Source organism: Flavobacteriales bacterium, assembly GCA_019694795.1.
Lineage (GTDB): Bacteria > Bacteroidota > Bacteroidia > Flavobacteriales_D > UBA2798 > UBA2798.
The window spans coordinates 1-23,635 of record JAIBBF010000042.1; the positions used below are offsets into that span (position 1 = coordinate 1).

At 41.8% G+C, this 23,635-nt stretch carries 19 protein-coding genes and 3 tRNA genes; 12 read left to right on the top strand and 10 right to left on the bottom strand.

Annotation, left to right across the window (positions count from 1 at the left end):
- Together K1X56_11415 and accC are read right to left on the bottom strand one after the other, a co-directional pair.
- Window positions 1-506, bottom strand: a 506-nt coding sequence (locus K1X56_11415) for a DUF4294 domain-containing protein (protein MBX7095327.1), incomplete at its 3' end; no start/stop codon positions are given.
- A gap of 41 nt (window positions 507-547) precedes the next feature.
- Window positions 548-2,035 carry an acetyl-CoA carboxylase biotin carboxylase subunit gene (accC, locus tag K1X56_11420; protein MBX7095328.1) on the bottom strand — a complete coding sequence of 496 codons (1,488 nt, stop codon included), beginning with the start codon at window positions 2,033-2,035 and terminating at the stop codon, window positions 548-550.
- A 139-nt stretch (window positions 2,036-2,174) separates the two neighbouring features.
- Here accC and hutI point away from each other — a divergent pair, with 139 nt between their 5' ends.
- On the top strand, window positions 2,175-3,425 hold the full coding sequence (gene hutI / locus K1X56_11425) for an imidazolonepropionase (GenBank protein ID MBX7095329.1): 1,251 nt from the start codon (window positions 2,175-2,177) through the stop codon (window positions 3,423-3,425).
- Here the strand turns inward: hutI and bshC are convergent.
- Window positions 3,415-4,986, bottom strand: a complete 1,572-nt coding sequence (gene bshC, locus K1X56_11430; protein MBX7095330.1) for a bacillithiol biosynthesis cysteine-adding enzyme BshC — start codon at window positions 4,984-4,986, stop codon at window positions 3,415-3,417. The two genes, hutI and bshC, sit on opposite strands and share 11 nt — an antisense overlap.
- 109 nt (window positions 4,987-5,095) lie before the next feature.
- Here bshC and K1X56_11435 point away from each other — a divergent pair, with 109 nt between their 5' ends.
- Window positions 5,096-5,878 carry a DUF475 domain-containing protein gene (locus tag K1X56_11435; protein ID MBX7095331.1) on the top strand — a complete coding sequence of 261 codons (783 nt, stop codon included), beginning with the start codon at window positions 5,096-5,098 and terminating at the stop codon, window positions 5,876-5,878.
- 34 nt (window positions 5,879-5,912) lie between these two features.
- Window positions 5,913-6,608 (top strand): hypothetical protein, encoded by a 696-nt coding sequence (locus K1X56_11440; GenBank protein MBX7095332.1) that lies wholly within the window; start codon window positions 5,913-5,915, stop codon window positions 6,606-6,608.
- Here the strand turns inward: K1X56_11440 and K1X56_11445 are convergent.
- The gene (locus tag K1X56_11445) at window positions 6,599-8,089 is read right to left on the bottom strand and encodes a carboxypeptidase M32 (GenBank protein MBX7095333.1); all 1,491 of its coding nucleotides are present in this window, start codon (window positions 8,087-8,089) and stop codon (window positions 6,599-6,601) included. The two genes, K1X56_11440 and K1X56_11445, sit on opposite strands and share 10 nt — an antisense overlap.
- Before the next feature lie 75 nt (window positions 8,090-8,164).
- Between K1X56_11445 and K1X56_11450 the strand changes: the two genes are divergently transcribed.
- Complete coding sequence (locus K1X56_11450) at window positions 8,165-8,557, top strand: DUF423 domain-containing protein (protein MBX7095334.1); 393 nt, start codon at window positions 8,165-8,167, stop codon at window positions 8,555-8,557.
- Window positions 8,558-8,600: 43 nt separating this feature from the next.
- Here K1X56_11450 and K1X56_11455 read toward each other — a convergent pair whose 3' ends face one another.
- Window positions 8,601-9,917, bottom strand: a complete 1,317-nt coding sequence (locus K1X56_11455; protein ID MBX7095335.1) for a DUF4476 domain-containing protein — start codon at window positions 9,915-9,917, stop codon at window positions 8,601-8,603.
- Window positions 9,918-10,089: 172 nt separating this feature from the next.
- Between K1X56_11455 and K1X56_11460 the strand changes: the two genes are divergently transcribed.
- Window positions 10,090-11,430, top strand: a complete 1,341-nt coding sequence (locus K1X56_11460; protein ID MBX7095336.1) for a saccharopine dehydrogenase NADP-binding domain-containing protein — start codon at window positions 10,090-10,092, stop codon at window positions 11,428-11,430.
- 43 nt (window positions 11,431-11,473) lie between these two features.
- Complete coding sequence (locus K1X56_11465) at window positions 11,474-12,040, top strand: hypothetical protein (GenBank protein MBX7095337.1); 567 nt, start codon at window positions 11,474-11,476, stop codon at window positions 12,038-12,040.
- Between the two features lie 46 nt (window positions 12,041-12,086).
- Here K1X56_11465 and K1X56_11470 read toward each other — a convergent pair whose 3' ends face one another.
- From K1X56_11470 to K1X56_11485, 4 genes are all read right to left on the bottom strand, one after another.
- The gene (locus K1X56_11470) at window positions 12,087-13,265 is read right to left on the bottom strand and encodes an acetyl-CoA C-acyltransferase (GenBank protein MBX7095338.1); all 1,179 of its coding nucleotides are present in this window, start codon (window positions 13,263-13,265) and stop codon (window positions 12,087-12,089) included.
- A gap of 99 nt (window positions 13,266-13,364) precedes the next feature.
- Complete coding sequence (locus K1X56_11475) at window positions 13,365-14,738, bottom strand: ABC transporter permease (protein MBX7095339.1); 1,374 nt, start codon at window positions 14,736-14,738, stop codon at window positions 13,365-13,367.
- Window positions 14,738-16,195, bottom strand: coding sequence for an ABC transporter permease (locus tag K1X56_11480; GenBank protein MBX7095340.1), 1,458 nt, complete (start codon window positions 16,193-16,195; stop codon window positions 14,738-14,740). Before K1X56_11480 ends, K1X56_11475 begins: the two co-directional genes overlap by 1 nt.
- A 26-nt stretch (window positions 16,196-16,221) precedes the next feature.
- Window positions 16,222-17,979 carry a hypothetical protein gene (locus K1X56_11485; protein ID MBX7095341.1) on the bottom strand — a complete coding sequence of 586 codons (1,758 nt, stop codon included), beginning with the start codon at window positions 17,977-17,979 and terminating at the stop codon, window positions 16,222-16,224.
- A 207-nt stretch (window positions 17,980-18,186) separates the two neighbouring features.
- Between K1X56_11485 and K1X56_11490 the strand changes: the two genes are divergently transcribed.
- From K1X56_11490 to K1X56_11510, 5 genes are all read left to right on the top strand, one after another.
- Window positions 18,187-18,273, top strand: a tRNA-Ser gene (locus K1X56_11490).
- Between the two features lie 14 nt (window positions 18,274-18,287).
- Window positions 18,288-18,365, top strand: a tRNA-Pro gene (locus tag K1X56_11495).
- A gap of 644 nt (window positions 18,366-19,009) precedes the next feature.
- Complete coding sequence (locus K1X56_11500) at window positions 19,010-19,531, top strand: hypothetical protein (GenBank protein MBX7095342.1); 522 nt, start codon at window positions 19,010-19,012, stop codon at window positions 19,529-19,531.
- 63 nt (window positions 19,532-19,594) lie between these two features.
- Window positions 19,595-20,632, top strand: coding sequence for a hypothetical protein (locus K1X56_11505; GenBank protein MBX7095343.1), 1,038 nt, complete (start codon window positions 19,595-19,597; stop codon window positions 20,630-20,632).
- Window positions 20,633-20,834: 202 nt separating this feature from the next.
- Entirely contained in the window at window positions 20,835-21,194 is a 360-nt protein-coding gene (locus K1X56_11510; GenBank protein ID MBX7095344.1) for a hypothetical protein, read from the top strand.
- Here the strand turns inward: K1X56_11510 and K1X56_11515 are convergent.
- Window positions 21,192-21,265 (bottom strand) — tRNA-Arg (locus K1X56_11515). The genes K1X56_11510 and K1X56_11515 overlap by 3 nt on opposite strands.
- A gap of 319 nt (window positions 21,266-21,584) precedes the next feature.
- Between K1X56_11515 and K1X56_11520 the strand changes: the two genes are divergently transcribed.
- Window positions 21,585-23,635 (top strand): hypothetical protein (locus tag K1X56_11520; protein ID MBX7095345.1); only part of this gene is annotated, 2,051 nt, incomplete at its 3' end.

Sequence of the window (23,635 nt, forward strand, 5' to 3'; positions counted from 1 at the left end):
CCACTTCTGGAAATAGCCTGCCACATAAATGCTTTTCCTGTACCCAGGTATTTATCGGTGAGTTCATAAGCCGTCATTCCCGTTTCGCGGTAGATAAGTTTCATGAGGACTTTCCCTTCATTCACCGTCAAAATTTTTATTCCATCGGTAAATTTTTCTTTTAAGGCCTCATATTCTTCTTTCACCATTTTTTTCGATTGCTTTTTAGAATTGACCTGCAATAAATCCGTATCCATTTCCGTAGCAATTTGTTTGGCGAGCATGGCATAGGGATAAGCTCTACGGATGTAGCGCACGTAGCGATCATATTTGGCTTTGTAGGCAGAGTCGGAAGCCACCACGGTGATGTCCTCCAACATATAATTTCGAATGGTATCGCCTTTAACAATGGAAACACCTGCATAACCGGGTTTCACTTTTTGTAAACTATCCGACTTTTGGGCCAGCGATGAGAGTGAAAACCCGAGCGCGACGATCAGAAACAAGCTTCGTAAAACGTTCAGCATAGAAGGGTTTTTATGCTATAACGCTGAAGGGGGTCTGTATGTTACCGAAACACTTTCCTTTTTTTCCACGCTGTTTCGGACGTAGCATCTGCCTTAACCGATTGAGTAGAACGAACAGCCTTCGTTTGCAGGAAGTTGGCAACAATAGCCGCAGCTTCCATTTCGTCGGCTTTTTCCTGATGCAAGGTGCCGGGAACAAAATAATGCTTCACGAAATTGGTGTCGAATTTTCCACTTACAAAGGCTTCATGCTTTAATGCAAATGCACAAAACTTGAGCGTGGTTTCCACTCCCGTAATTTCATATTCGCGAATGGCACGCAGCATACGTTCGATGGCTTCGGTGCGGTCCTTACCATAGGTAATTAATTTCGCAATCATCGGATCGTAATAAATTGGAATATCCATTCCTTCTTCATAACCATCATCAACACGAACACCCGGACCTTGAGGTCGACGGTAGGTTTGAAGTTTTCCTACTTCGGGTAAGAAATTATTATCCGGATCTTCTGCGCAAACGCGCACTTCGAGGGCATGTCCTTTAATTTTTAAATCATCCTGAGAAAATGAAAGTTTCTCACCACGTGCAATTTTAATTTGCTCCTTCACCAAATCAACACCGGTAATTAATTCAGTTACCGGATGCTCCACCTGGAGACGGGTATTCATTTCGAGGAAATAAAAATTCAATTGATCATCCACCAGAAACTCAACCGTACCCGCACCTAAATACGTACAGGCTCTGCAAATATCCACTGCACATTCGCCCATTGCTTTTCTGATTTCGGGAGTAAGGACAGAAGACGGTGCTTCTTCCACCACTTTTTGGTGCCGGCGCTGAATGGAGCATTCGCGTTCGAACAGATAAACGATATGACCATGCGCATCCGCCAACACCTGAATTTCGATGTGACGCGGAGAGGTAACGAATTTTTCAATAAAAACGGATCCGTCGCCAAATGCACTTTGCGCTTCACTTACCGCACGTTTCATTTGCTCTTCGAAATCTTCTTCGCGTTCCACTAAACGCATTCCTTTTCCTCCTCCACCGGCTGATGCTTTTACTAAAACCGGGAATCCGATTTTTTTACACATTTCTTTCGCTGCGGCAACATCCGTTACTGCACCTTCGGTTCCGGGTACCATTGGAATATTGTATTTTTTAGCAGCTTCCTTCGCGGCAAGTTTGGATCCCATCATATCCATAGCCTCGGGGGTGGGACCAATAAACGTAATCCCTGCCTTTTTCACTTTACGTGCAAACTCCGCATTCTCCGATAAAAATCCATAACCCGGATGTATTCCATCCACTCCCAATTTAAGCGCTTCCTCAATGATTTTATCTCCCAGCAAATAACTCTGATTACTAGGCGGGGGTCCCAACAACACGGCTTCATCGGCAAAGCGGACAAAAGGCGCATTTCTATCGGCTTCGGAATAAACGGCAACCGTAGCAATTCCCATTTCACGGCAAGTGCGCATTACACGAATTGCAATCTCTCCTCTATTGGCAATCAGAATCTTTTTCATAGTAAAGAATAAGGCCGAAAATAAGGAAAAAGTCACCCGGTGATAAGAAAAACATGGGAATTATTCCAACAAAATGAATGCCAATGCAACAATGCCGAGAATAGCAATTGATTATCTTTAAGCCGAGAATCGCATTCGCATGAACTATTTATTTAAAAACATTCGTCAACTGGTCCAGGTTCGCGAAAATCACCCCGCATTTATTGCCGGTGAGGATATGAAAGTGCTGCCTGTAATTGAAAAAGCCTGGCTGGCTGTTGAAGATGGAAAAATTGCTGCATACGGCGAGATGAAAGACTGGCCCGGAATAAGCGATTGGAGAAATCTGGAAGTGATCGACGCCGATGGGAAATGCATCCTCCCCTGCTATGCCGATTCGCACACGCACATTGTGTATGCCGGTTCGCGCGAGCAGGAGTTTGTGGATCGCATTAACGGATTGAGCTATGAAGAAATTGCAGCGCGCGGTGGCGGAATTTTGAACTCAGCTGCTCGTTTAGAAAAAGCTTCGGAGCATGAATTGTTCGATGCAGCGATGGAGCGTTTAAATTTAATTATGCACAGTGGTACCGGAGCGGTTGAAATAAAAAGCGGATACGGTTTATCGCTGGATGCAGAATTAAAAATGTTGCGGGTTATCCGGCAACTCAAGGAAAAATCGCCGCTCACCATTAAAGCAACCTTTTTAGGTGCACACGCTTTCCCTGCATTGTATAAAGAAAACAAACAAGCGTATATCGATCTTATCATTCGTGAAATGATTCCCGCCGTAGCTGCGGAGGGACTCGCCGATTTTATTGATGTGTTTTGCGAAAGAAATTATTTTGATCCGCAACAAAGCACTGCTATTCTTGAGGCTGGTAAAAAATTGGGTTTAACACCGAAAGTTCATGCCAATCAGATGAGTCGGTCCGGCGGTGTACAAGTTGGCGTTGAAACGGGAGCGATAAGTGTGGACCATTTGGAATATGTAGAAGATGAAGAAATCGCCTACCTGCGTAAAAGTAAAACCATGCCTACCCTATTACCGGGAGCTCAATGGTTTTTAAGTCTCCCCCATCCACCGGCAAGAAAAATGATTGATAACGGTCTTCCCATTGCCATCGCCTCCGATTTTAATCCCGGTAGTTCACCGAGTGGAAATATGAATCTGATGCTCTCCATGGCTTGTGTAATGTACAATATGAATCCGGAAGAAGTAGTCAATGCATCCACGCTTAACACGGCTTATGCGATGCAGGCTGAGCATGAAATCGGTAGTATTACGCTGGGGAAAAAAGCAAATCTCATTCTCACCCGCGAAATTCCGGGATATAGTTATATCCCCTATTCCTTCGGAATGGATCTGATTGAAAAAGTAATGATCGAAGGTCGCTGGATCAGGCAGTAAACAGAATATGATAATGTAAATCGGTCGGATCGATCGACTGCGCCACTTCTGAAATGGCGGATAATCCATTTTTCCACAAGAATGGTAAATAGGATTCTACGCGTTCCTGTGGGACATTTTCCGGAAACAATTTATCCTTAAGCGTGCGAATTTGCTGAATGGACTGATCGTGTTTTTGTTTTTCCGCTTTGCGAATTCTTCCTTCTATGCTTTCGATGGACTTCTGTGTTTTTTGCAATTCGCTTAATACGACGGGACGCAAGGTTGCATCGGCTTGTGCAGCTTTTTCGGCGAGTGAATGAAATACTTTTTCTATCTCATTTTTTTCCAGCGAAAAATCCAACTCCACTTCCGATTGTTCATTTAAAAATGAAGCGATGATTTGATCGGCCGACAAAAACAACTGATCCGCTTTAATTTTTAGTTTTTCCATCCGGTTTCTGGTTCCGCCATCCAATAACATCACTGAATTCCTTGGAAACATAACCGGTACCTGAAGTTTAAAATGCGCAAACAATTCCGGCAATTGCACCCAATACGACAATTCTCCGGGTCCGCCAACATAAGCCAAGTTCGGAAGAATTAATTCCTGGTATAAAGGACGCATTAATACATTGGGCGAAAAATTTTCGGGATGCTGACGAAGCTCCGCGTCAATTTCCGATTCTGTCCAGCTTTTGCTTCCGTCGTACTCGGAAAAACTTCCATTTTCATTCACCACAATTCGTTTACGGGAACCGGATTGCAGGTAGAACAAATTAATGGGACGAGGACTAACCTGCGCTTCAAAACCTTTTTTACTCAGGCTTTCATTTACACGTTCAATAAGCGGTAAAGTGGGACGATGAATAATTTCTTCGCGCATGATTTCGGAAAACAATCCTTTTAATTCGGGATGATCACCATCCAGAATAACCAATCCCATTTTTCCGAATAAAGCATCGGTCCATTCGCGCGTTGCTTGTGCCAGGCTTTTGTTTCCTGAATAAGATTTGCGAATCAATTCCATCACTTCAGCCGCATGAGGCAAGGTCCCTTTTAAAGCATCCAACTCATTCAGTAAATCCTGCAAATCATCAATGGAAAAACGTCCAACAGCTCCTTCCTGCGGAGTGTTCCAAATCAGTTCTTTTCCAAATAAATTAAGCGAGGCAATTTCTTCTTTATCATGATCTTCGGTAGCCATCCAGAAAACGGGGACTACATAATTTTCCGATTGTACTTTATTGAGTTGCTCTGCAAGACGAATAGTAGTTAAAATTTTATACATGGAAAATGAGGGTCCGCCCAACAAACAAATCTGGTGACCTGTTGTTACCGTAAACACATTTTCTTCTTTCAGGCGAAGAATATTAGTTTTTACTTCGGGTCGAATTTGTTCTCCATATTGCTGCAATAACACGCGCGAAAGCAGCTCGCGGTGTTCGAACTTTTTTCGACCTGCAATTTTAGATCGGATTTGTTGTTCAAGTTGATTTCCCTCGTTCAGCGATAATCCACTGTAATTTTTCCACAAAGCAGAGAGATGTCCCTGATGCTCCGATAGTAATACTTTTTCCATTAAGACAAAGATAGTAATTTGTCACCCCACAGCGGGTGCCTTTGAAATATTGAAACAATTCCATCAAGCAATTGTTCTTTCCTGTATTTTTGTGCTCTCAATCGAAGGCATGGATTTTCTTCACTCAATACTTGGTCCCGACCTGGAAGCTGCCGGGCTGATCATTTTAAACCTGATTTTAATTGAAAGTTTATTGTCGGTCGATAATGCCGCCGTTCTGGCCACTATGGTGATGGACTTACCCGAAGAGCAACGTGGTCGTGCTTTAAAATGGGGAATTATCGGCGCTTATTTGTTTCGTGGACTTTCCTTATTATTCGCCTCCTGGTTAATGCATATCTGGTGGTTAAAACCATTGGGCGGATTGTATTTATTATACCTCTGCATCGATTATTTTGTAACCCGAAACACACCGGATACTTCCGACGATTTACTCAATAAAAAACAAAGCGTATTTTATAAATACACCTTTGGATTAATGGGTCAGTTTTGGGCTACGGTGGCCATGGTAGAGATCATGGATTTGGCTTTTTCCATCGACAATGTTTTTGCAGCGGTTGCCTATGTAGAAAACGTTCCCCAACCTCAGGGATTTTATTTGGTTTGTATCGGCGTTTTCATTGGTATTCTGGCCATGCGATTCGTTGCACAGGCTTTTGTTCGGTTAATGGAAAAATATCCCTTTTTAGAAGTTGCTGCGTTCATTGTCATCGGAATTTTAGGTGTTAAACTGACCATTTCCATGATTACGCATTTTAAACCCGATGCGGCCATTACAGCATTTCTTGATAGTGAGGAAGCCGATTTGTATTTATCCATCTTAACCGTAGGTGTGTTTATTGTCCCGATTTTATCGTCGGTTTTACTGGGTTACCCCAAACGAAAATCCTGAATACTAAAGCAGATTTACCTCCGTTTTAGCTTCGATGATTTTCCGCCGTACACTTCTATTTACTTTCCTTTATTGTATCACGCTTAATCCTGTTTCGGCACAGCAACAACGATGGTTGATTGGTCCTTACCTGGGAACCGCCTATTCCTTTTTAAGTTCCGAAGGCAGCAGTACTGATTTTTCATTGACCACAATGCCCAATCCCTATGCGGGGATAGAGGTCCACTTTAGAATCCTCAACCACCTGGAAATTGAATCCGGCTGGGGCTTTATTCATTCATCGTATATCATGAAATATAAAGATGAAAAACTGGAGACATCGCGTATCCGGATGCGAATGTTCCCTTTGCGTTTGCGCAGCTCTGTTTCCATATCCAAACAGATTAAAGCCATCGCCGCTTTGGGATTGATTTATGATCCCATATCCATCTATGGTAGTTCAACCTATGAGCTCAGTAACGGATCTTATTTATTTCATCTCACACAAAGTTCATCGAATGGATTATTGATTTCGCCTTCGTTAGGAATTTCATTGAAAGGCAAATCTTCGCTTCAACACGAAATCGAGTTTCAGGCTTTTTGGGGAAAGGGACAATTCCTCCATGCCAATGCAGCTTATATCCACCATCCGGAAGAATACCGACAATTCAACCACAGCGGAAAAACCATTGCGTTACGTTACCGTTTGTTGTTTGCACTTAGTGGTAAAAAGAATAAAAATCAGGAATAAATTCCTCTGTATTTTTCCCGCGCGTAATTCATGAAATAACGGAAATCCGGTTTTTCACCTGTGGCGCGCTCTATTAATTCTGTTGCAGCATAGGTTTTGCCGTGGACATGTATATTTTCGCGTAACCATTTCAACAATGGTTTCATATTTCCTTTTGCAATTTCTGCAGGAATGGCGGCATCCGATTTTACTGCGGCTGCATATAATTGAGCAGAATAAAAACTTCCCAATGAATAGGTAGGAAAATATCCAATGCTTCCATGCGCCCAGTGGATGTCTTGTAATACACCTTCTTTATCGGAAGGGACATCAATATTCAGGTACTCTTTATATTTTTTATTCCATGCGGCAGGAAGATCTTTTACTTCAAGCGAACCCTCCATCAATGCTTTTTCAATTTCGAAACGAATCAAAATATGAAAATGGTAGGTAAGCTCATCGGCATTCGTACGAATGAGGGATGGACGAACCAGGTTCATGGCGGCATAAAATTCTTCGGGACTTACATCCTTCATTTCATTGGCAAAATATGCACCTAACAGATTCCAGTTCGCTTTCCAGTAATCGAGACTTCGTCCCACAATATTCTCCCACAAACGCGATTGTGATTCGTGCACTGCAAGTGAACAGGCTTCTCCGGATGGGAGTCCGTATTCCGATAATGGAATTCCCTGCTCATACAAGGCGTGCCCACCTTCGTGAATGGTACTCCAGATCATTTCATGCAGATTATTTTCATTGGTTCTGGTGGTCACCCTCACATCTTCTGCATTAAAATGAATGGTAAATGGATGAGAAGAAACATCCTGACGGCCCGCTTCAAAATCGTATCCCATTTGCTTTAGTAATTCAATGCCCAGATCCCATTGTTTGCTGGTGGAATAGTTACGGTACATAAAATCTTCGCGAGGTTCTTTCTTTTTAAGAAGCTCATCGATAAATGGTTTTAATTCTTTTTTTACGTCGGCGAATAAACGATCGATATCCGACGTTTTTGTCCCCGGCTCATACTGATCAATCAGTGCATCATAAGGATGTTCGCTATACCCCAGCAATTCTGCTTCGCGGCGTTTTAATGCTACGATTTTTTCCAGCTTGGGTTGGTAAATCGAAAAATCATTCTGCGATTTTGCTTCATCCCATGCAGCGAATGCTTCCGAAACGGCCATGGTTAATTCCTGCACAAAAGCCGTGGTATATTTATTTCTGTCGCGATAATCTTTTAGCGACTGCTTTACATTTCGTTGTTGTTTTTCGTTGAGACTTCCATCTTTTTCCAGCGTCTCCAATAATTTTCCGAATTGCGGATCCACACTCAGCTCATGCGAAATGCCGGCGAGGGTGGCTAATTGCTGACCACGAATGGCGGCTCCTTTGGCAGGCATGTACGTTTCCTGGTCCCACTGCAACACAGCAGAAGCATACATTACATCGGCTAATTTTCTGAGATGATCAATATAGGATTGGTAGTTCGAATTCATGGGATTGACTTATGGGTTAAAAATAGCCAATTAATTTCATCGGAAAATGGAAAATGATTTTACTATTTTTCGGGCATGAAAAACAAAATCATTTTTGCTGCCTCCCTGCTCATGGCCACCGCTGTGATTTTAGGGGCATTAGGCGCTCATGCCTTAAAAAGCCGACTCCAACCGGATGCCCTGCTTTCATTCGAAACAGGTGTGCGCTATCATTTAATTCATGGAATTGCATTGTTAGTCCTTGCTCTCTTAACCGATCACCTGGGTGATAAAAAAGTTAAAACGCTGGCTATATTGTTTACTTCGGGCATTCTTTGTTTTTCGGGTTCCATCTATCTATTGGCTACGCGTCCGCTTTACGGAATGGAGGGACAATTAAAATTTCTTGGTCCCATTACTCCTCTTGGCGGCGTGCTCTTTATTATAGCCTGGATTCTATTGGCGGTTTATGCTTTAAAACGAAAATAAAAAAGGAGGACGATTGTCCTCCTTTCCTTTTTTTTACTCGCGCTTAACGCTTATTTTTTTCAAGATATTCATTCAAATCATCAATGGTGGTTTCGAATTGAAAGGTATCGTTTACTTTATAGTAATTTTTTGAGTCAACAACTTTTGCCCACGCATATTTTGCAAAATCCAAACGCGAATCTTCAAACCCGAATTCCTTACAAATAGCAGCAACTTGTGCAGAAGATAGGCAATTGCTGTTTGCAATTTGTTTTGCCATGGTCAATTTCGAATCTTCGAAGTTTTTGGATTTAATAGAAGCCAATGCCGATTGAAATTCTTTTTCGCTGATGGCATACGTACAAGCTCCGTTATTTACAGGCGTGGTGTTGTTGTTAACAGTGGTATTGTTTACGGTTGTATTATTACCTGTAGTGTTACTGCTTACATTGGTATTTCCACTGGTAGTAGTAGTTGTTGTTGTTGTTGTAACTGTGCTGGAAGATGAGCTGCTGGATGTGGAAGATGTAGTTCCGGGATTAACATTCATTCCCGTGTTCATATTTACATTTTCACCCATTCCGTTTCCGGATACATTCACATTCATGTTTACTCCCATTCCACCTACATTCATGTTTACATTTACATTTTCGCCATTTGCGTTATTGGTGGTGTTTACACCGGTGCTGGTGCTAACATTGTTTCCTCCAACGTTCATTCCTGTATTGATGTTAGCTCCCTGATCGTTGCCAGATACATTGGTAGAAGTGCTTACGGTTTGTCCGCCTGCATTCATTCCTGTTGTTACATTTCCGCCGTTGGCATTTCCGTTTACGTTGGTAGAAGTGCTTACGGTTTGTCCACCCGCATTCATTCCCGTATTCACATTTCCGCCATTGGCATTTCCATTTACATTGGTGGTGGTAGTTACCGTTTCGGTGGTTTGTGTAACAGTGGTGGTTTGTGTTGGTTGTGTATTGGTTGTTACCGTTTGTGTTACCGGTTGTTCTGTTGTTTGATAAACATATACCGGTGCAGTAGATGTGGATTGCTCAATGGGAACCATTCCAAATGCTTTCATGGCGATTCCTTTTTTAGAGCGTTTTAAACGGAATGTATATTCATTACCTCCTTCAAAAGGATAACTTTTACCAACAGGAGCGAGTTTGCTGTCGGCAAAAATTACTTTTACGGAATAGTTGTTCGCATCGAGACCGGTGACTTTCACATTCGTTTCCGGTTTTGTGTTTTGGCGAATACCATTTACAACTACATAAAATTGATCTCCTTCGTCGGAAAATACAACAATGTTTACTTTACCCTGTGCCATTGCACCGAGTGATAAGAAGAATAAACAAGCAAGCGTAAAAATTCGTTTCATAAGTCAATATTTGGTTTGTAAAAATAAGCTTTATGCCCCTTTTCAAGGACTGTGCCAAAATACTTTTTAACTGATTTTCAATATTTTTCGAAAATTTTATTTGACTTAATCCTGCTTTCATCCGTTTTTCATGTCCGATTAAAACTTATTTTCGCAGCACAATTTCTTGCCTATGAAAACGATTCTGGTAATTGGTGCCGGAAGATCTTCTTCTTCTATGATCAAGTATTTGCTCGACCACAGTTCCGCCTCGCAATGGAAAATTCGTGTGGGCGATATGGATGTGGAATTGGCTAAGAAAAAAGTGAATGGTCACCCCAACGGTGAAGCCTTTGCTTTTAATGCATTAAATCCGGATGAGCGCAAAAACGAAATTGCAAAAGCAGATTTTGTCATTTCCATGTTACCCGCCATTTACCACATTGAAGTAGCCAAAGATTGTATCGACTTAAAGAAAAATGTGGTTACTCCATCCTATGTTACCCCTGCCATGCGCGAACTGGATGCGGCCGCAAAAAAGGCAGGAATTATTATTCTGAATGAAATAGGTGTTGATCCGGGTATCGATCATTTATCGGGAATGAAAATCATTGATGAAATTCATCACCGCGGTGGTAAAGTGCTGGCCTTTGAATCGTATTGCGGCGGACTCATTGCACCCGAAAGCGATAATAATCCCTGGGGATATAAATTCACCTGGAATCCACGCAATGTGGTTTTAGCCGGACAAGGAGGCGCTGCTCGTTTTATTCGTAACGGCGCTTTAAAATATATTCCCTACCACCAATTATTTAACCGCACCGAATCCATTTCCATAGAGGGAAAAGGCGATTTTGAAGGATATGCCAACCGCGACTCGCTGAGCTATCGTGCAGTGTACGGATTGGAAAATATTCCTACCATGTTGCGCGGAACTTTGCGTAAAAAAGGATTTTGTGCGGCATGGAATGTTTTCGTTCAATTGGGTTGCACCGACGATTCATACATTATGGAAGGATCATCGCAAATGACCTGGCGTTCGTTTCTTAATGCCTTTCTCGATTTTCATCCATCACGCAGTGTAGAAGAAAAACTTTGTGCCTATTTAACTATTCAGACTACAGACGAAAGTTTTGGCATGCTTAAATGGTTAGGTCTATTCGAGGATACACCAATCGGAATTTCGAAAGATGCCAGTCCCGCTCAAATTCTCCAAAAACTGCTCGAAGAAAAATGGGTACTTGAACCTCAGGATAAGGACATGATTGTTATGTTCCATCGTTTCCATTTCGAAATCGGCGGTAAGAAGAAAGAACTGCAATCGTCCATGATGTATATTGGTCAGGACGATACCTACACCGCCATGAGCGATACCGTTGGATTACCGGTTGCCATTTGTACCAAAATGATTTTAGAAGGTAAGATTCAAGACAAAGGCGTAATGCTTCCCATCAGCAAATCCATTTACGAACCCGTACTCCGGGAACTGGAACAATTCGGTATCCGTTTTGATGAAAAAGAAATGGATCTTTGATCTGATTTCACACCGTGCATTTTCTGTTACTAACTTTTATATCATGAAGAATATCAGTTATTTATTTTTAATTTTTGCGCTTTTTTTCAGTGGATGCCTGGTCACATTTAACGATGCTACCGATATCTATTATAACAGTCTGAATGACGGTTCCTCCTATACCCGATTCGCCCAAATTCCGGTTTATGCTGCCGGGGATAAAGTGAGTGCGGCTTATGTCCACCTCGGTGATATTAAAATTGAACAGGGTAAAAAAAACAGTTACGAGGACCTGATTAAACTTGCCCGCAAGGAGGCTTATGATCACGGTGCCGATTGCATCATCGATTTAAATACGACCACCATTACCCGCAAAGCAACCCGCGGTCTGCGAGATAAGGAGCCTGAATTTTACGAAGCAACCGTCTTAACCTGCAAGGCGGTGCGCTATAAAAAAGATGCCGCAGATACCTATCCCATGAATCCGGATAAAGACACTACCTATCTCTACGAAGCCGAGTACCTGAAAGCGAAAAAATCGAAACGGGCCAAGGCGCAGGTGATTGGTACATTATCCATTTACGGTGCCATTGGAATTGCCGTAATTGTGGCTGCCATTTTCGGAAAATAAAAAAGCGCCTTTATTGCTAAAGACGCTTTATAAAAGGATACCGGAATTAGCAATTCTCAATAATCATAGCAGAAGCACCGCCTCCACCATTACAGATACCTGCTGCTCCGTATTTACCGTTGTTTTGTTTTAATACATTGATCAATGTAACAATGATGCGGCAACCGGAAGAACCCAGCGGGTGACCCAAAGCCACGGCTCCACCATTTACATCTACCTTAGAAGGATCGAGTCCGAGTTCTTTCATATTAGCCAAACCAACCACCGAAAATGCCTGGTTTAATTCCCAGAAGGAAATATCAGAAACCTTGAGGTTTGCTTTTTTCAGTGCTTTAGGAAGAGCAACAGAAGGTGCAGTAGTGAACCATTCCGGAGCTTGTTCTGCATCGGCAAAGGATACGATTTTCGCCAAGGGTTTTAATCCGAGCGCTTCCATTTTTTCTTTGCTCATCAGTACCACTGCAGAAGCTCCATCATTAAGGGTTGATGCATTGGCAGCTGTTACCGTTCCTTCTTTTTGGAATACCGGAGAAAGAGAAGGGATTTTATCCAATTTCACATTGGTGTATTCTTCATCTTTAGCCACTACAATCGGGTCTCCTTTACGTTGTGGAACAGAAACAGGAACGATTTCATCATTAAACTTTCCTGCATCCCATGCAGCAGCAGAACGCTTATACGATTCAATAGCAAAATTATCCTGCTCTTCGCGACTGATGTGTTTTTCTTTCGCGCAAATCTCTGCGCAATTTCCCATGTGTACGCGATTGTAAACATCCGTTAAACCATCAAACACTAATCCATCCGTCAATTTCGCATCACCCAGGCGGAATCCGTTTCTGGAGCCCAAGAGGTAATGGGGAACCTGACTCATATTTTCCATTCCTCCTGCTACAACAACATCATTATCGCCAAGCATAATACTTTGTGCTCCCAATGCAATTGCTTTCATTCCCGATGCACAAACTTTATTTACAGTGGTACAAATTACGCTATCCGGTAAACCTGCAAACTTTGCAGCCTGACGAGCGGGGGCTTGTCCTAAACCTCCCTGCAATACGCAACCCATATACACTTCATTCACTTCCTTGCCATCGAGTTTGATTTTATCAAGAGCTCCTTTAATGGCAGTAGCTCCCAATTGCGGAGCAGCAACACTGGACAGCGCACCGTTAAAACTTCCCATTGGAGTACGAACGGCTGCTACGATATAAACTTCTTTCATGATCTGTTTTGTGATTTGATGGGGTGAAATTAATCATAATATCCCACCGAAAAGTGAAAAAAAGAGAAAGAATGCGGGGAGCTTAAAACCTATTGTTTCTCAGCGTTTCTGGCGCGGATCAAGCGCATCGCGTAATCCTTCGCCAATGAGGTTGTACATGGTAATGGTAACAAAAATGGCTAATCCCGGAAAAACAATCATCCACCAGGATTCAGGTTCGGTGCGACCAATGTTCAACATCGAACCCCAGGTAACCACATCGTCGGGGACCCCAATATTTAAAAAACTTAATCCGCTTTCCACCAAAATGGAAGATGCAATTCCAAAGGCGATGTAAACAAATACAGGCGCTAAAGCATTTGGAAGAGCATGCTTAAAAATGATTCTAAAATCTGAAAATCCAAATGAACGGGCAGCCTGAATAAATTCTAACTCGCGAACACGCAATAATTCTGCACGCACAAAACGGGCAATTTCTGTCCAGCTACTTAATCCAATAATCACCATCAACAACCACATACTACGCTCTTCCACTATTGCAGAAACCGACAAAATCAACAAGAGCTTAGGCATGGAATTAAAAATTTCAATAAAGCGTGATATCCATGTATCCACCGGCAGATTAACTTTTTTTGCAAGGACTCCAACAGCCAGTTTCCCTGATAAAAAAATCACCACCAAAAAAACGGCGACAAACAACAACAGGCTGATAAAAAATTGAAACAAGCCATAGGCAGCACTTTGTTCCATTGCATCGCTTACGGAATAAGATCGAATTTGAATTCCGTAAAACCAGGCCAGCATCAACGCCGGAAAAATCATCCAGTATTGCAAGCGTTTTAATTGTAAACCATGGTCGCCATAATACCCTGCCATTGCACCCAAAAATAATCCGATAAGCACGGCAATCCCCATGGAAACCACGCCCACCAACAAGGCAATTTTTGTTCCGTGAATTAAACCTGCAAGTACATCTCTACCTAAAATATCGGTACCCAAACGATGCCTGAATTTTCCTTCCGAAGCTTGAATTTCGCCATTGGCATTTCGCTTAAAATGCACATCACCGGGTGATGAAAAATCGCGATTGAGAATGTCTTGTCCGGAAGCAGAAAAAGGCACCGGGGCCCATACTACCGATTCCAGATTTAGTGATTTCCAATCGGTATTTTCATAGGAAAGTATTTCCCAGTTTCCGGTTTCGGGATGTTGGGTTGAATCAAGGCCGCTGCATCCGAAAACGGATTTACCAATCCAATGTGTAGCAAATGCCGGATAAAACGTTTTCCCTCTGTATTTGGCATACAATGGTTGATCGTTGGCAATAAAAGAAGCAAAAACGCCAACAAAAATCATCAGCATTAAAATCCAGAAACTGATAAATGCCGGAATGTTTTTCTTAAACTGTTTCCAGGCATATTTCCGAAAGGAAAAACGTTGTGTGTTGTCGTTATGTTTTTCGGTTTCCTTCATTATTTACGATAAGAAATTCGTGGATCTGCAATAGCATAAAGGATATCCGCCACCAGATAACCTACCATAGTTAGGAATCCGGAAAGTGTAAAAATGGCAACGATGGTTGGATAATCGTAATTGTGAATCGCTTCATACGATCCGAGTCCCATTCCCGGATAGGTAAAAATGGTTTCAATTATAACTGATCCACCAATGGCCATGGGGAAAATATTTACGAAAATGGTAATCACCGGCAACAAGGAATTCCGGAGTGCATGTCGCCATAAAACCTTATTCTCATCCAATCCTTTTGCCCGCGCCGTGCGGATATAATCCTGATTTAAATTCTCGAGCATACTGCTTCGCATTATCCGCGAAATAAAAGCAAAGGAAGAATAGGTATAAGTAATTAACGGTAATACCATATACGGCCACTCCGCTCTCCACCGCACCCAAAAAGGCCATTCAGGATCGTAATGGGAAGGATCCATATATCCCGCTTCGGGGAACCAGACTAAAACATCGGGATTCGAAAACAACATCAACAATACCATTCCCACAAAAAAAGATGGTAATGAATAGAGCATAAACAATAGTAATGAAGTAGCACGTTCACCCCATCCACCTTTTCCTCTGGCAGCGTAAACACCAATGGGAATACTAATTAAATAAGCCAGTAAAACGGAAATAAAAATGAGTTTGAAGGAAATAAAAAATTTCGACCATATCTTTTTTGCCACAGGTTCATGGTCCACATACGACGAACCGAAATCGCCTTCCAGAAATAATTTACTCAGCCAATGGTGGTATTGGTTGGACCAGCCATGCCAATGGATGACCGGTACATATAATTTCCATGAACCGGATGCATTTTTCATTTCATGAAACAATAATTTTAAGCGGACCATTTTTTCTTTCCCCGATTCGAAATACACTGCTTCATCATAGATTCTTTCCAGCGAATCGAGTCGCGCAACGATGGTGTTTTCATGATACGTTTCCAGCAACACGCTTAATCCGTTTTGAATTTGAATGTGCGCCTCATTGATGGTGTTGGCATCGTATTGCTGAAATGAAATGCTGTCCTTTTGAACCGTATATTTCGCCACCAGCGAATCGGGATTAAATTGTTTTTGCCATGACAATAAATCGTTTAATCCCAGGTACCAGTCCGACACCTTTTGCCAGTTTCCATATTGATGCGTTAAACGATCCAATACATCCCGGTGCGATTTTGATCCGATTTTATACAAGGTATCGCAATCGGCCAGGGAGGAAAGTGAAAAATAGAAAACCGGACGATCGATACCCAATTGCGCACGCACTGAATCTTTTTGCGCAGCCGAAATTTGGAGTCCACTCGAAGAACCCGAAGGTCCGTTTGTACCCAACATGATTTCAACAGGATCACCCGGTGCTTTAATGGAAATAATAAATGCCAGGAGACTGATCACAAACAAAGTGGGAATGAACATCAGGATGCGATATGTAAGGTACCTCATCATTTCAGTTCCGCATTTTTTTGTGCATTTCCATTGTGATTTACCAGTCGGAATGCATTGACGTACATCTGTGGTTTTTCGCTGTAAATTCCAGCCTCAAAACGGCGATGAATGGCCACCCTTGCTTTCGGTGAAAATAAAAATACATAGGGTTGTTCATCCGCAATAAGGGCCTGCAATTTTTTAATCTTCACCAAATAAAGCGAATCATTCATTTCGCGGTTGCAAGCTTCGATCAGTGAATCGGAATAGGCATTTCCAAAGCCACAGAAATTTGCTCCAAAATTAGCCCATTGCGAAGTATGCCACAATTGAACAGGATCTTCATATAAAGCAGAACCCTGCCAGGATCCCATCATCGCATCAAAATCGTGCGTAAATGCTTTTTCGTAAAAGAGCGAAAATTCCAGGGGATTTGGAACCACTTCCACTCCTGTTCCCGCCATCGCATCTTTAATCATCAGCACAATCTCGCGCGAGGGCGTGGCGTCGGACATGTAATTCAATTTAAAACTCAACTGCAGTTTCTCCCCATTCACCACTTTATCCCGGATGTTGTTTCCATCTGTATCCTTCCAACCGGCGGCATCTAAAATGGCAGCGGCTTTTTCGGGATTGTAATCCACCAATGGAATTTCGGTGTTGTACTCTTTTTTTAAGGACGAAACAAAAGAAACCTGCCTACCCGCTTTGCCTTTGTACATCACGGTGATTAAATCATCAACGGGAACCAAATGTGCAATTGCTTTTCGGACTTGTTTATCCGTAAAAATGGATTTGTGATTGAGTCCGTCCGGCTTCGTGTTAAGTCCGATATAATTATAGGCATATTGGTCCACAAACTCCGAATAATAGGCCTCATTAAAATAATCGTGTTGTTGCAATTTAATCAGCTTGCTTAAGCCCACCCTGTTAATCGCATCAATGTTCTCGTTGCGCAAAGCGAAATAAGTAGCTGTTTCATCTTTGATGATGCGGAAAATAATTTTGTCGGGTTCATTTTGCAATAAAATCGAAGTGTCTTTATCTCCCCACCAGTTTTTTTTCTTTTCCAATACAATGTAGGCATCATCTACCCATTCGGTTAAACGATAGGGACCTAATCCATTGATGTATTTTGGGTCCTTCGCTTTTTCGGGTGCATTAAATTCCTCGAACCATTTTGTTAATTCGGCAGAAGGTTGATAAGCCGTATTAAAGCAGTCTGCAAAACTGTAATTATCCAAAACACCCTTCGGGTCGCGGAAACTTTTCTGCATTAAATAGGCTTCGGTTAGGACCTCTCTGCTTCCCCGGTTGGGGCTATGGGTGATCATTACAAAGGACAAAGAATCGCCGGGAACTGCTTCAATTGATTTTATCACCCCGGTGAAATTGCCTTTGATTTGCGGGTTATTGGTAAAGGGCGACAAGATGACTTTTATCGTAAAAATGACATCTTCTACCTGAAGCGCTGAGCCATCGTCCCACCGGATATTCGGCTTTAAGCGATAAGTAAAGCGTGTACCGCTTTCATCCTCCGCCGGTGGCCCCTCGCAAAGAACCGGCGCCATGTTCAGGCTTCGGATATCGGTGCGAATGATGGGTTTATGAATATATTCGAAAATAAAGGCTCTGAAGCCGGATATATCGTTGGTAATATGCAGTCCGTTAGGATTAGCGGCGATGTGAATGATGGCGGTATTTTCCTGAAGGTCCCGTTTTTTAACGCAGGCTCCCAGGAGGATGATCAATACCAAAAGTGCCGTATTCCGCATGTAACAAATATAGTATTCGTATCCTTTTGTGCCTTAGCCTGGTAATAAGTCGCAGGTTTTTTCTTTTTTCAAAAACTTTTTTTTGCATGAATCTGAATCTTTTTATCTTTGCACTCCCCTTGACGCTGCCTATGCTTTATTTAGCAGCCAAAGGCTTGAAAACGACAGTTCTTTTTAGATTACCCACATTGACCAAGATATTGGTCAGGTGAGGTGGGTGAGTGGCTTAAACCAACAGTTTGCTAAACTGTCGTACGGGTAACCGTACCGGGGGTTCGAATCCCCCCCTCACCGCGAATAAAATTTTTAGGGGCGTAGCGTAGTCCGGTTATCGCGCCTGGTTTGGGACCAGGAGGTCGGAGGTTCGAATCCTCTCGCCCCTACCAATGAAGCAGAAAAAGTCCAAGGTAAACACCTTGGACTTTTTCGCTTCATTGCCCTGTAGCGATGCGAAGAATGAGCATCTGCTTCAGGGTAAAATTTCCAATCCTTTTCTAAATAAACCTTGGACTTTTTCGCTTCATTGCCCTGTAGCGATGCGAAGAATGAGCATCTGCTTCATTGCCCTGTAGCGATGCGAAGAATGAGCATCTGCTTCATTGCCCTGTAGCGATGCGAAGAATGAGCATCTGCTTCATTGCCCTGTAGCGATGCGAAGAATGAGCATCTGCTTCAGGGCTATCCTCTCCAAATTCCTTTTTACTTTTTCGCTTCAAAATAAAGAAGCAAACCAATCACCAACTAAGCAGTTCATGATAGCCCGGTAATTTTAACCTTGGTTTGTTTTTATCTGGAGCGTGAAATTAAAAATCGGGACTCCCATTTAAATCTTCCATTTTCAATTCAGAATATTTCTTCGCAAAATTCACGCATTAAAACATAACCAAAAATGGTTAGGTTTTAACGGAAATAAAATGTGAATTCAATTTTTTCAAACATTTATAACGGAAATAATCCATAAACAATTCTTTTTGTATGGCTATCACTTATATTTAATCTCACAATTAAAAATTAAAACCAAATTAAATTGATGAAGCCTTTTTACATTCTAAGCCTGGTATTTTCCATTCTAAGCACCAGCATTTCTGCTCAAAAAAACAGTATCTATTTTGGAGCAGCCGATAAAAATGCCTCCGGAATACAATTCAGTGACGAAAACTTCTATTATGAATTAAGTGAGGATAAAAATAGTCACTTAATAAGCATCCGGAAATTAAACAAGAAGTTTGAAGTAGAAGAAGAGAAAACCATCACACCGAAATACATAAACCCAAAAATTAGCCTTTGGAATAAAAATGTTTATGGACGCATTAATATAGATGTTGATATGATTCATCAGGCTGAATTGATTGACAACACGATTTGTATTATTTATTCCGCTGGAAATAAAAAACAAAAATCCATCAACTATTCCCTGATGCGGGTAAGCACTAAAAATTTAAATGTAGTGGGAGAAGAAAAACTACTTTTAAATTACAAATTCAAATCTGCTAATAAAGTACCCTCCACTCCAGGCATTTTTAAATTTTCACCAGATAAAAAACACCTATGATTCTTTTACATTTCTGACGGTGCTACATTAAATAAACAAACCGTCAATTTTGTCATGTTCGATATGAATTTCGAAAAAGTCTGGGAAAAAAGCTACCTCATTAATGTAGGAATTTGGGACTGCGATATCGATGGATTAATTGTGGATAATAATGAAAATTTCATTTTATTATTCAGAGAAAAAAGCGTTAAAAATGTAAATGCTTATACATTGGTGAAAAAGCATAAACAAATTTACCATGTTTATTCGTGTGTAAATAAAGGCGAACAAATTATTGACTATACATTTCCTTTTACTTTTTCAAACGAAAACAAAACTTTTTGCAAACTTTCCGAAAAAAATCCTAATCTGCTTTTAATTGGAATGTGTTCTGAAGCAGTAAAAGATGTTGAAAATTCCCTGCATAACATGGTTGTTATTAGAAATACATTGTATAGCTATGATTATGTAAAGAATGAATCCAAAAAAATAATGGAAGAAAATGCAGGAATTCATAAAGATTCCATGCAATACATCTTTGACGACTTCTTTGAAACAGAAGATAATCACCTCATGTTGGTGTATGAGAACAAACAGATTAACAAAAAGTATTTGTCTGAAAAATCAATTGAATACGTTTTTACAGATTTTAAATATTACGACCTTAAAATTGAAAAATACAGTTACGCAGGCGAAAAGATATGGACCAATAACATCTACAAAAAATTTGAAACCAGGTCCTACGGCTTTTTTGGTTCCTATAACCTCTATTATTACAAGAATAAATTAGATATCATTTTTAACAACCATTTATCGAACAGTTCCATTGCAGATTCACCGGATGATGTAACACCTATTAAATTAAATTACCTGGTTTTTCGCGATAAAGATGATAAAATTTTAAGGCCGAGTTTCAACGCGAATAATTATGGCTACGATGTAGAAAACCTTCACCCTTTATATGCGATTGAATCCAATGGAGATATTTCTAAAGATGAACTTTCGTATAACAGCAAACAATTCATTTTAAAAGGTTCCAATTTTAATGCCAACGGAGAAATGATTTTAATCCATTTCGACCTCGAAAATCTCGGCTACTGCAGAGTTAAAATTGTTGACTAAAATAAAGTGTATCTATACCTCTTTACTAAAAGGAAATCGGTTTCGGTTTCCTTTTTTGTTTTTCAAAATTTTCCATTGAACCGGGAATTTTCAGAATTAAATTTTTTCAGGGACCGTCGTGCAGGGAATGAAAATGCCAAACCGATTCCATCGGTTCTACGTCCTTTTTTGTTTTCTCAAACCCTCCCCGTCGAATTATTTCATGTTCCATCGGGACCGTCGTGCAGGGAATGAAAATGCCAAACCGATTCCATCGGTTCTGCGTCCTTTTTTGTTTTCCAAAACCCTCCCGTCGGATTATTTCATGTTCCATCGGGACCGTCGTGCAGGGAATGAAAATGCCAAACCGATTCCATCGGTTCTGCGTCCTTTTTTGTTTTCTCAAACCCTCCCGTCGGATTACTTCATGTTCCATCGGGATCGTCGTGCAGGGAATGAAAATGCCAAACCGATTCCATCGGTTCTGCGTCCTTTTTTGTTTTCTCAAACCCTCAAGCGTAGCTTGGGGTTTGGGAAAACAAAAAATGCCGGGCCTAAGGGCCTGGCATTTTCATCAGAGTGATCCCGTCTGGATTCGAACCAGAGACCTACTGCTTAGAAGGCAGTTGCTCTATCCAACTGAGCTACGGGACCAAGTATTTATTTTACTATTAGTATGCGTAAAGAACGTAAATCTGATCATCCAATCCCGAAGTTTCGGGATCCTGACAATCGCCTGGCGATTCGTCAGGACTGAGCTACGGGACCAAATTGATTAGGGCTGCAAAAGTAGTTATTTTGATGAATTAAAAAACCCTCTGGTATTCAAGACCTTTAAAAAATCGGTTTAGGTACCCACTAATGGTTAATAAATTCATTCGTGTAGCTACATGAATATTGCTCTTTTTTCGTGATATTTCGGAATCCGCTTGCCAAAACGGAAAGTAACGAACCAATTAAAACTCACTCTTCAATGAAAAAAGGACTACTCTTTTCATTCTTGTTTTCAATTGTCTTTTCAGGTAGTCTGCTTGCACAGCAGTATGTGGAAATGATGCAAGATCCCAATGCCAATTACTACGACATTGTAGCTGAATTTGAAAGCTATTGGGCAAATCGTCCGCAGGAACGTGGTAAAGGCTACAAGGTTTTCCGCCGCTGGCAGGATTATATGGCGCCTCGTGTGTTTCCAAGTGGAGATATCAAGCTACCATCGAGAGCTTATGAAGAATTCCAAACCTATTTACAAGCAAATCCGCAGGCTCTAAGCGGACCACGTGCAGGGAACTGGACCTTTATGGGTCCCACCGGCGCTCCGAGTAACGGAGGTGCAGGAAGGATTAATTTCGTTCGCTTCCACCCTACCAATACCAACACCATTTATGTTGGTGCACCGGCTGGAGGATTGTGGTATACGCTCGACGGAGGTGTTAGCTGGAATACCAATACCGATCAATTAGCCATCATTGGTTGTACCGACCTGGCCATTGATCCCAGTAATACAAATACGATGTATTTGGCCACAGGTGATGGTGACGCAGGAGATACCTACTCGATCGGCGTTTTAAAATCGACCGACGGAGGGAATACCTGGAACACCACCGGATTAACCTGGACTACAGGTCAGGGAAGAACCATTTCGCGTCTCTTGATCAATCCGACCAATCCACAAATTCTAATTGCCGCCACTTCCAATGGTATTTACCGCACTGCAGATGGCGGAGCTAACTGGACACAAGTTCAAAACACCAATTCATTTAAAGACGCTGAATTTAAACCCGGCGATCCGAACACGGTTTATGCAGCAGGAACTACCTTTTGGAAATCGACCAATGGAGGAACTACCTGGACCCAGGTAACCTCAGGTTTACCAACCACCAATGTGGGTCGATTTGCAATTGCAATAACAGCTGCCAACTCGGCCTATGTTTATATTCTCGCTGCGAAAAATTCAGATAGCGGTTTATTAGGTGTCTATCGTTCCACCGATAGCGGAACCACGTTTACCACTCGCTCAACAACTCCCAACTACCTTGGCTACAATTCCAACGGAGCAGATGCGGGTGGACAAGGATGGTATGATCTTGCTATTGCTGCCTCTCCTACAAATGCCGATGTGGTGGTTGTAGGTGGTGTAAACATCTGGAGATCTACCAATGGAGGAACTTCCTTTACCATCAATGCACACTGGACCGGAAGTGGTGCTCCATATGTACATGCCGATATTCATGATTTAGTGTTTTTACCCGGAAGTGGTACTACCTATTTTGCAGGTTGCGATGGTGGTGTATTTAAAACCACCAACAGCGGAACAGCATGGAGTGATATTTCTGCCGATTTATCCATTGCGCAACAATACCGAATCGGATTATCCACCAGCAATGCGAACCTTTTAGTTTCTGGTCACCAGGACAACGGTACCAATAAAATGAACGGAACAACCTGGAGTCAGATTTACGGTGGCGATGGAATGGACTGCTTCATTGACCGTACCAATAACAACAACATTTTTGCCTCTTACGTGTATGGCGATTTTCAGCGTTCTACCAATGGCGGAGGAACCTGGACCAACATCATTACCGGTTTAAGCGGAACCGCTGCGTGGATGGCTCCATGGCATCAGGATCCGACTACCGCTACCACCTTGTACGCTGGATATTCTAATCTCTTTAAATCGACCAACTCCGGTACTAACTGGACACAGATATCAACTTTTGCCGTAACCGGTGAGGTAATTGAATTCGATATTGCTCCATCCAACAATCAGGTGATTTATGTTGTAAAATCGAATGCTGTATTTAAAACAACCAATGGCGGTGGCGCATGGACCAACATCACCGGAACATTACCGGTGGGATCAGCAGCTATTACCAATGTTGAAATTAGTCCAACCGATCCTAACCGTGCTTATGTCACCTTCTCCGGTTATTCGAGCGGAAATAAAGTATTTGTTACCACCAATGGAGGAACCAGCTGGACCAACTATTCAACGGGCTTACCTAATTTACCGGTTAACTGTATCGT

Bases quoted from the DNA above. Each gene is read 5' to 3' on its own strand.
- accC (MBX7095328.1), bottom strand. From the start codon at position 2,035: ATGAAAAAGATTCTGATTGCCAATAGAGGAGAGATTGCAATTCGTGTA.
- hutI (MBX7095329.1), top strand. From the start codon at position 2,175: ATGAACTATTTATTTAAAAACATTCGTCAACTGGTCCAGGTTCGCGAA.
- bshC (MBX7095330.1), bottom strand. From the start codon at position 4,986: ATGGAAAAAGTATTACTATCGGAGCATCAGGGACATCTCTCTGCTTTG.
- K1X56_11435 (MBX7095331.1), top strand. From the start codon at position 5,096: ATGGATTTTCTTCACTCAATACTTGGTCCCGACCTGGAAGCTGCCGGG.
- K1X56_11440 (MBX7095332.1), top strand. From the start codon at position 5,913: ATGATTTTCCGCCGTACACTTCTATTTACTTTCCTTTATTGTATCACG.
- K1X56_11445 (MBX7095333.1), bottom strand. From the start codon at position 8,089: ATGAATTCGAACTACCAATCCTATATTGATCATCTCAGAAAATTAGCC.
- K1X56_11450 (MBX7095334.1), top strand. From the start codon at position 8,165: ATGAAAAACAAAATCATTTTTGCTGCCTCCCTGCTCATGGCCACCGCT.
- K1X56_11455 (MBX7095335.1), bottom strand. From the start codon at position 9,917: ATGAAACGAATTTTTACGCTTGCTTGTTTATTCTTCTTATCACTCGGT.
- K1X56_11460 (MBX7095336.1), top strand. From the start codon at position 10,090: ATGAAAACGATTCTGGTAATTGGTGCCGGAAGATCTTCTTCTTCTATG.
- K1X56_11465 (MBX7095337.1), top strand. From the start codon at position 11,474: ATGAAGAATATCAGTTATTTATTTTTAATTTTTGCGCTTTTTTTCAGT.
- K1X56_11470 (MBX7095338.1), bottom strand. From the start codon at position 13,265: ATGAAAGAAGTTTATATCGTAGCAGCCGTTCGTACTCCAATGGGAAGT.
- K1X56_11475 (MBX7095339.1), bottom strand. From the start codon at position 14,738: ATGAAGGAAACCGAAAAACATAACGACAACACACAACGTTTTTCCTTT.
- K1X56_11480 (MBX7095340.1), bottom strand. From the start codon at position 16,195: ATGTTCATTCCCACTTTGTTTGTGATCAGTCTCCTGGCATTTATTATT.
- K1X56_11485 (MBX7095341.1), bottom strand. From the start codon at position 17,979: ATGCGGAATACGGCACTTTTGGTATTGATCATCCTCCTGGGAGCCTGC.
- K1X56_11500 (MBX7095342.1), top strand. From the start codon at position 19,010: ATGAAGCCTTTTTACATTCTAAGCCTGGTATTTTCCATTCTAAGCACC.
- K1X56_11505 (MBX7095343.1), top strand. From the start codon at position 19,595: ATGAATTTCGAAAAAGTCTGGGAAAAAAGCTACCTCATTAATGTAGGA.
- K1X56_11510 (MBX7095344.1), top strand. From the start codon at position 20,835: ATGTTCCATCGGGACCGTCGTGCAGGGAATGAAAATGCCAAACCGATT.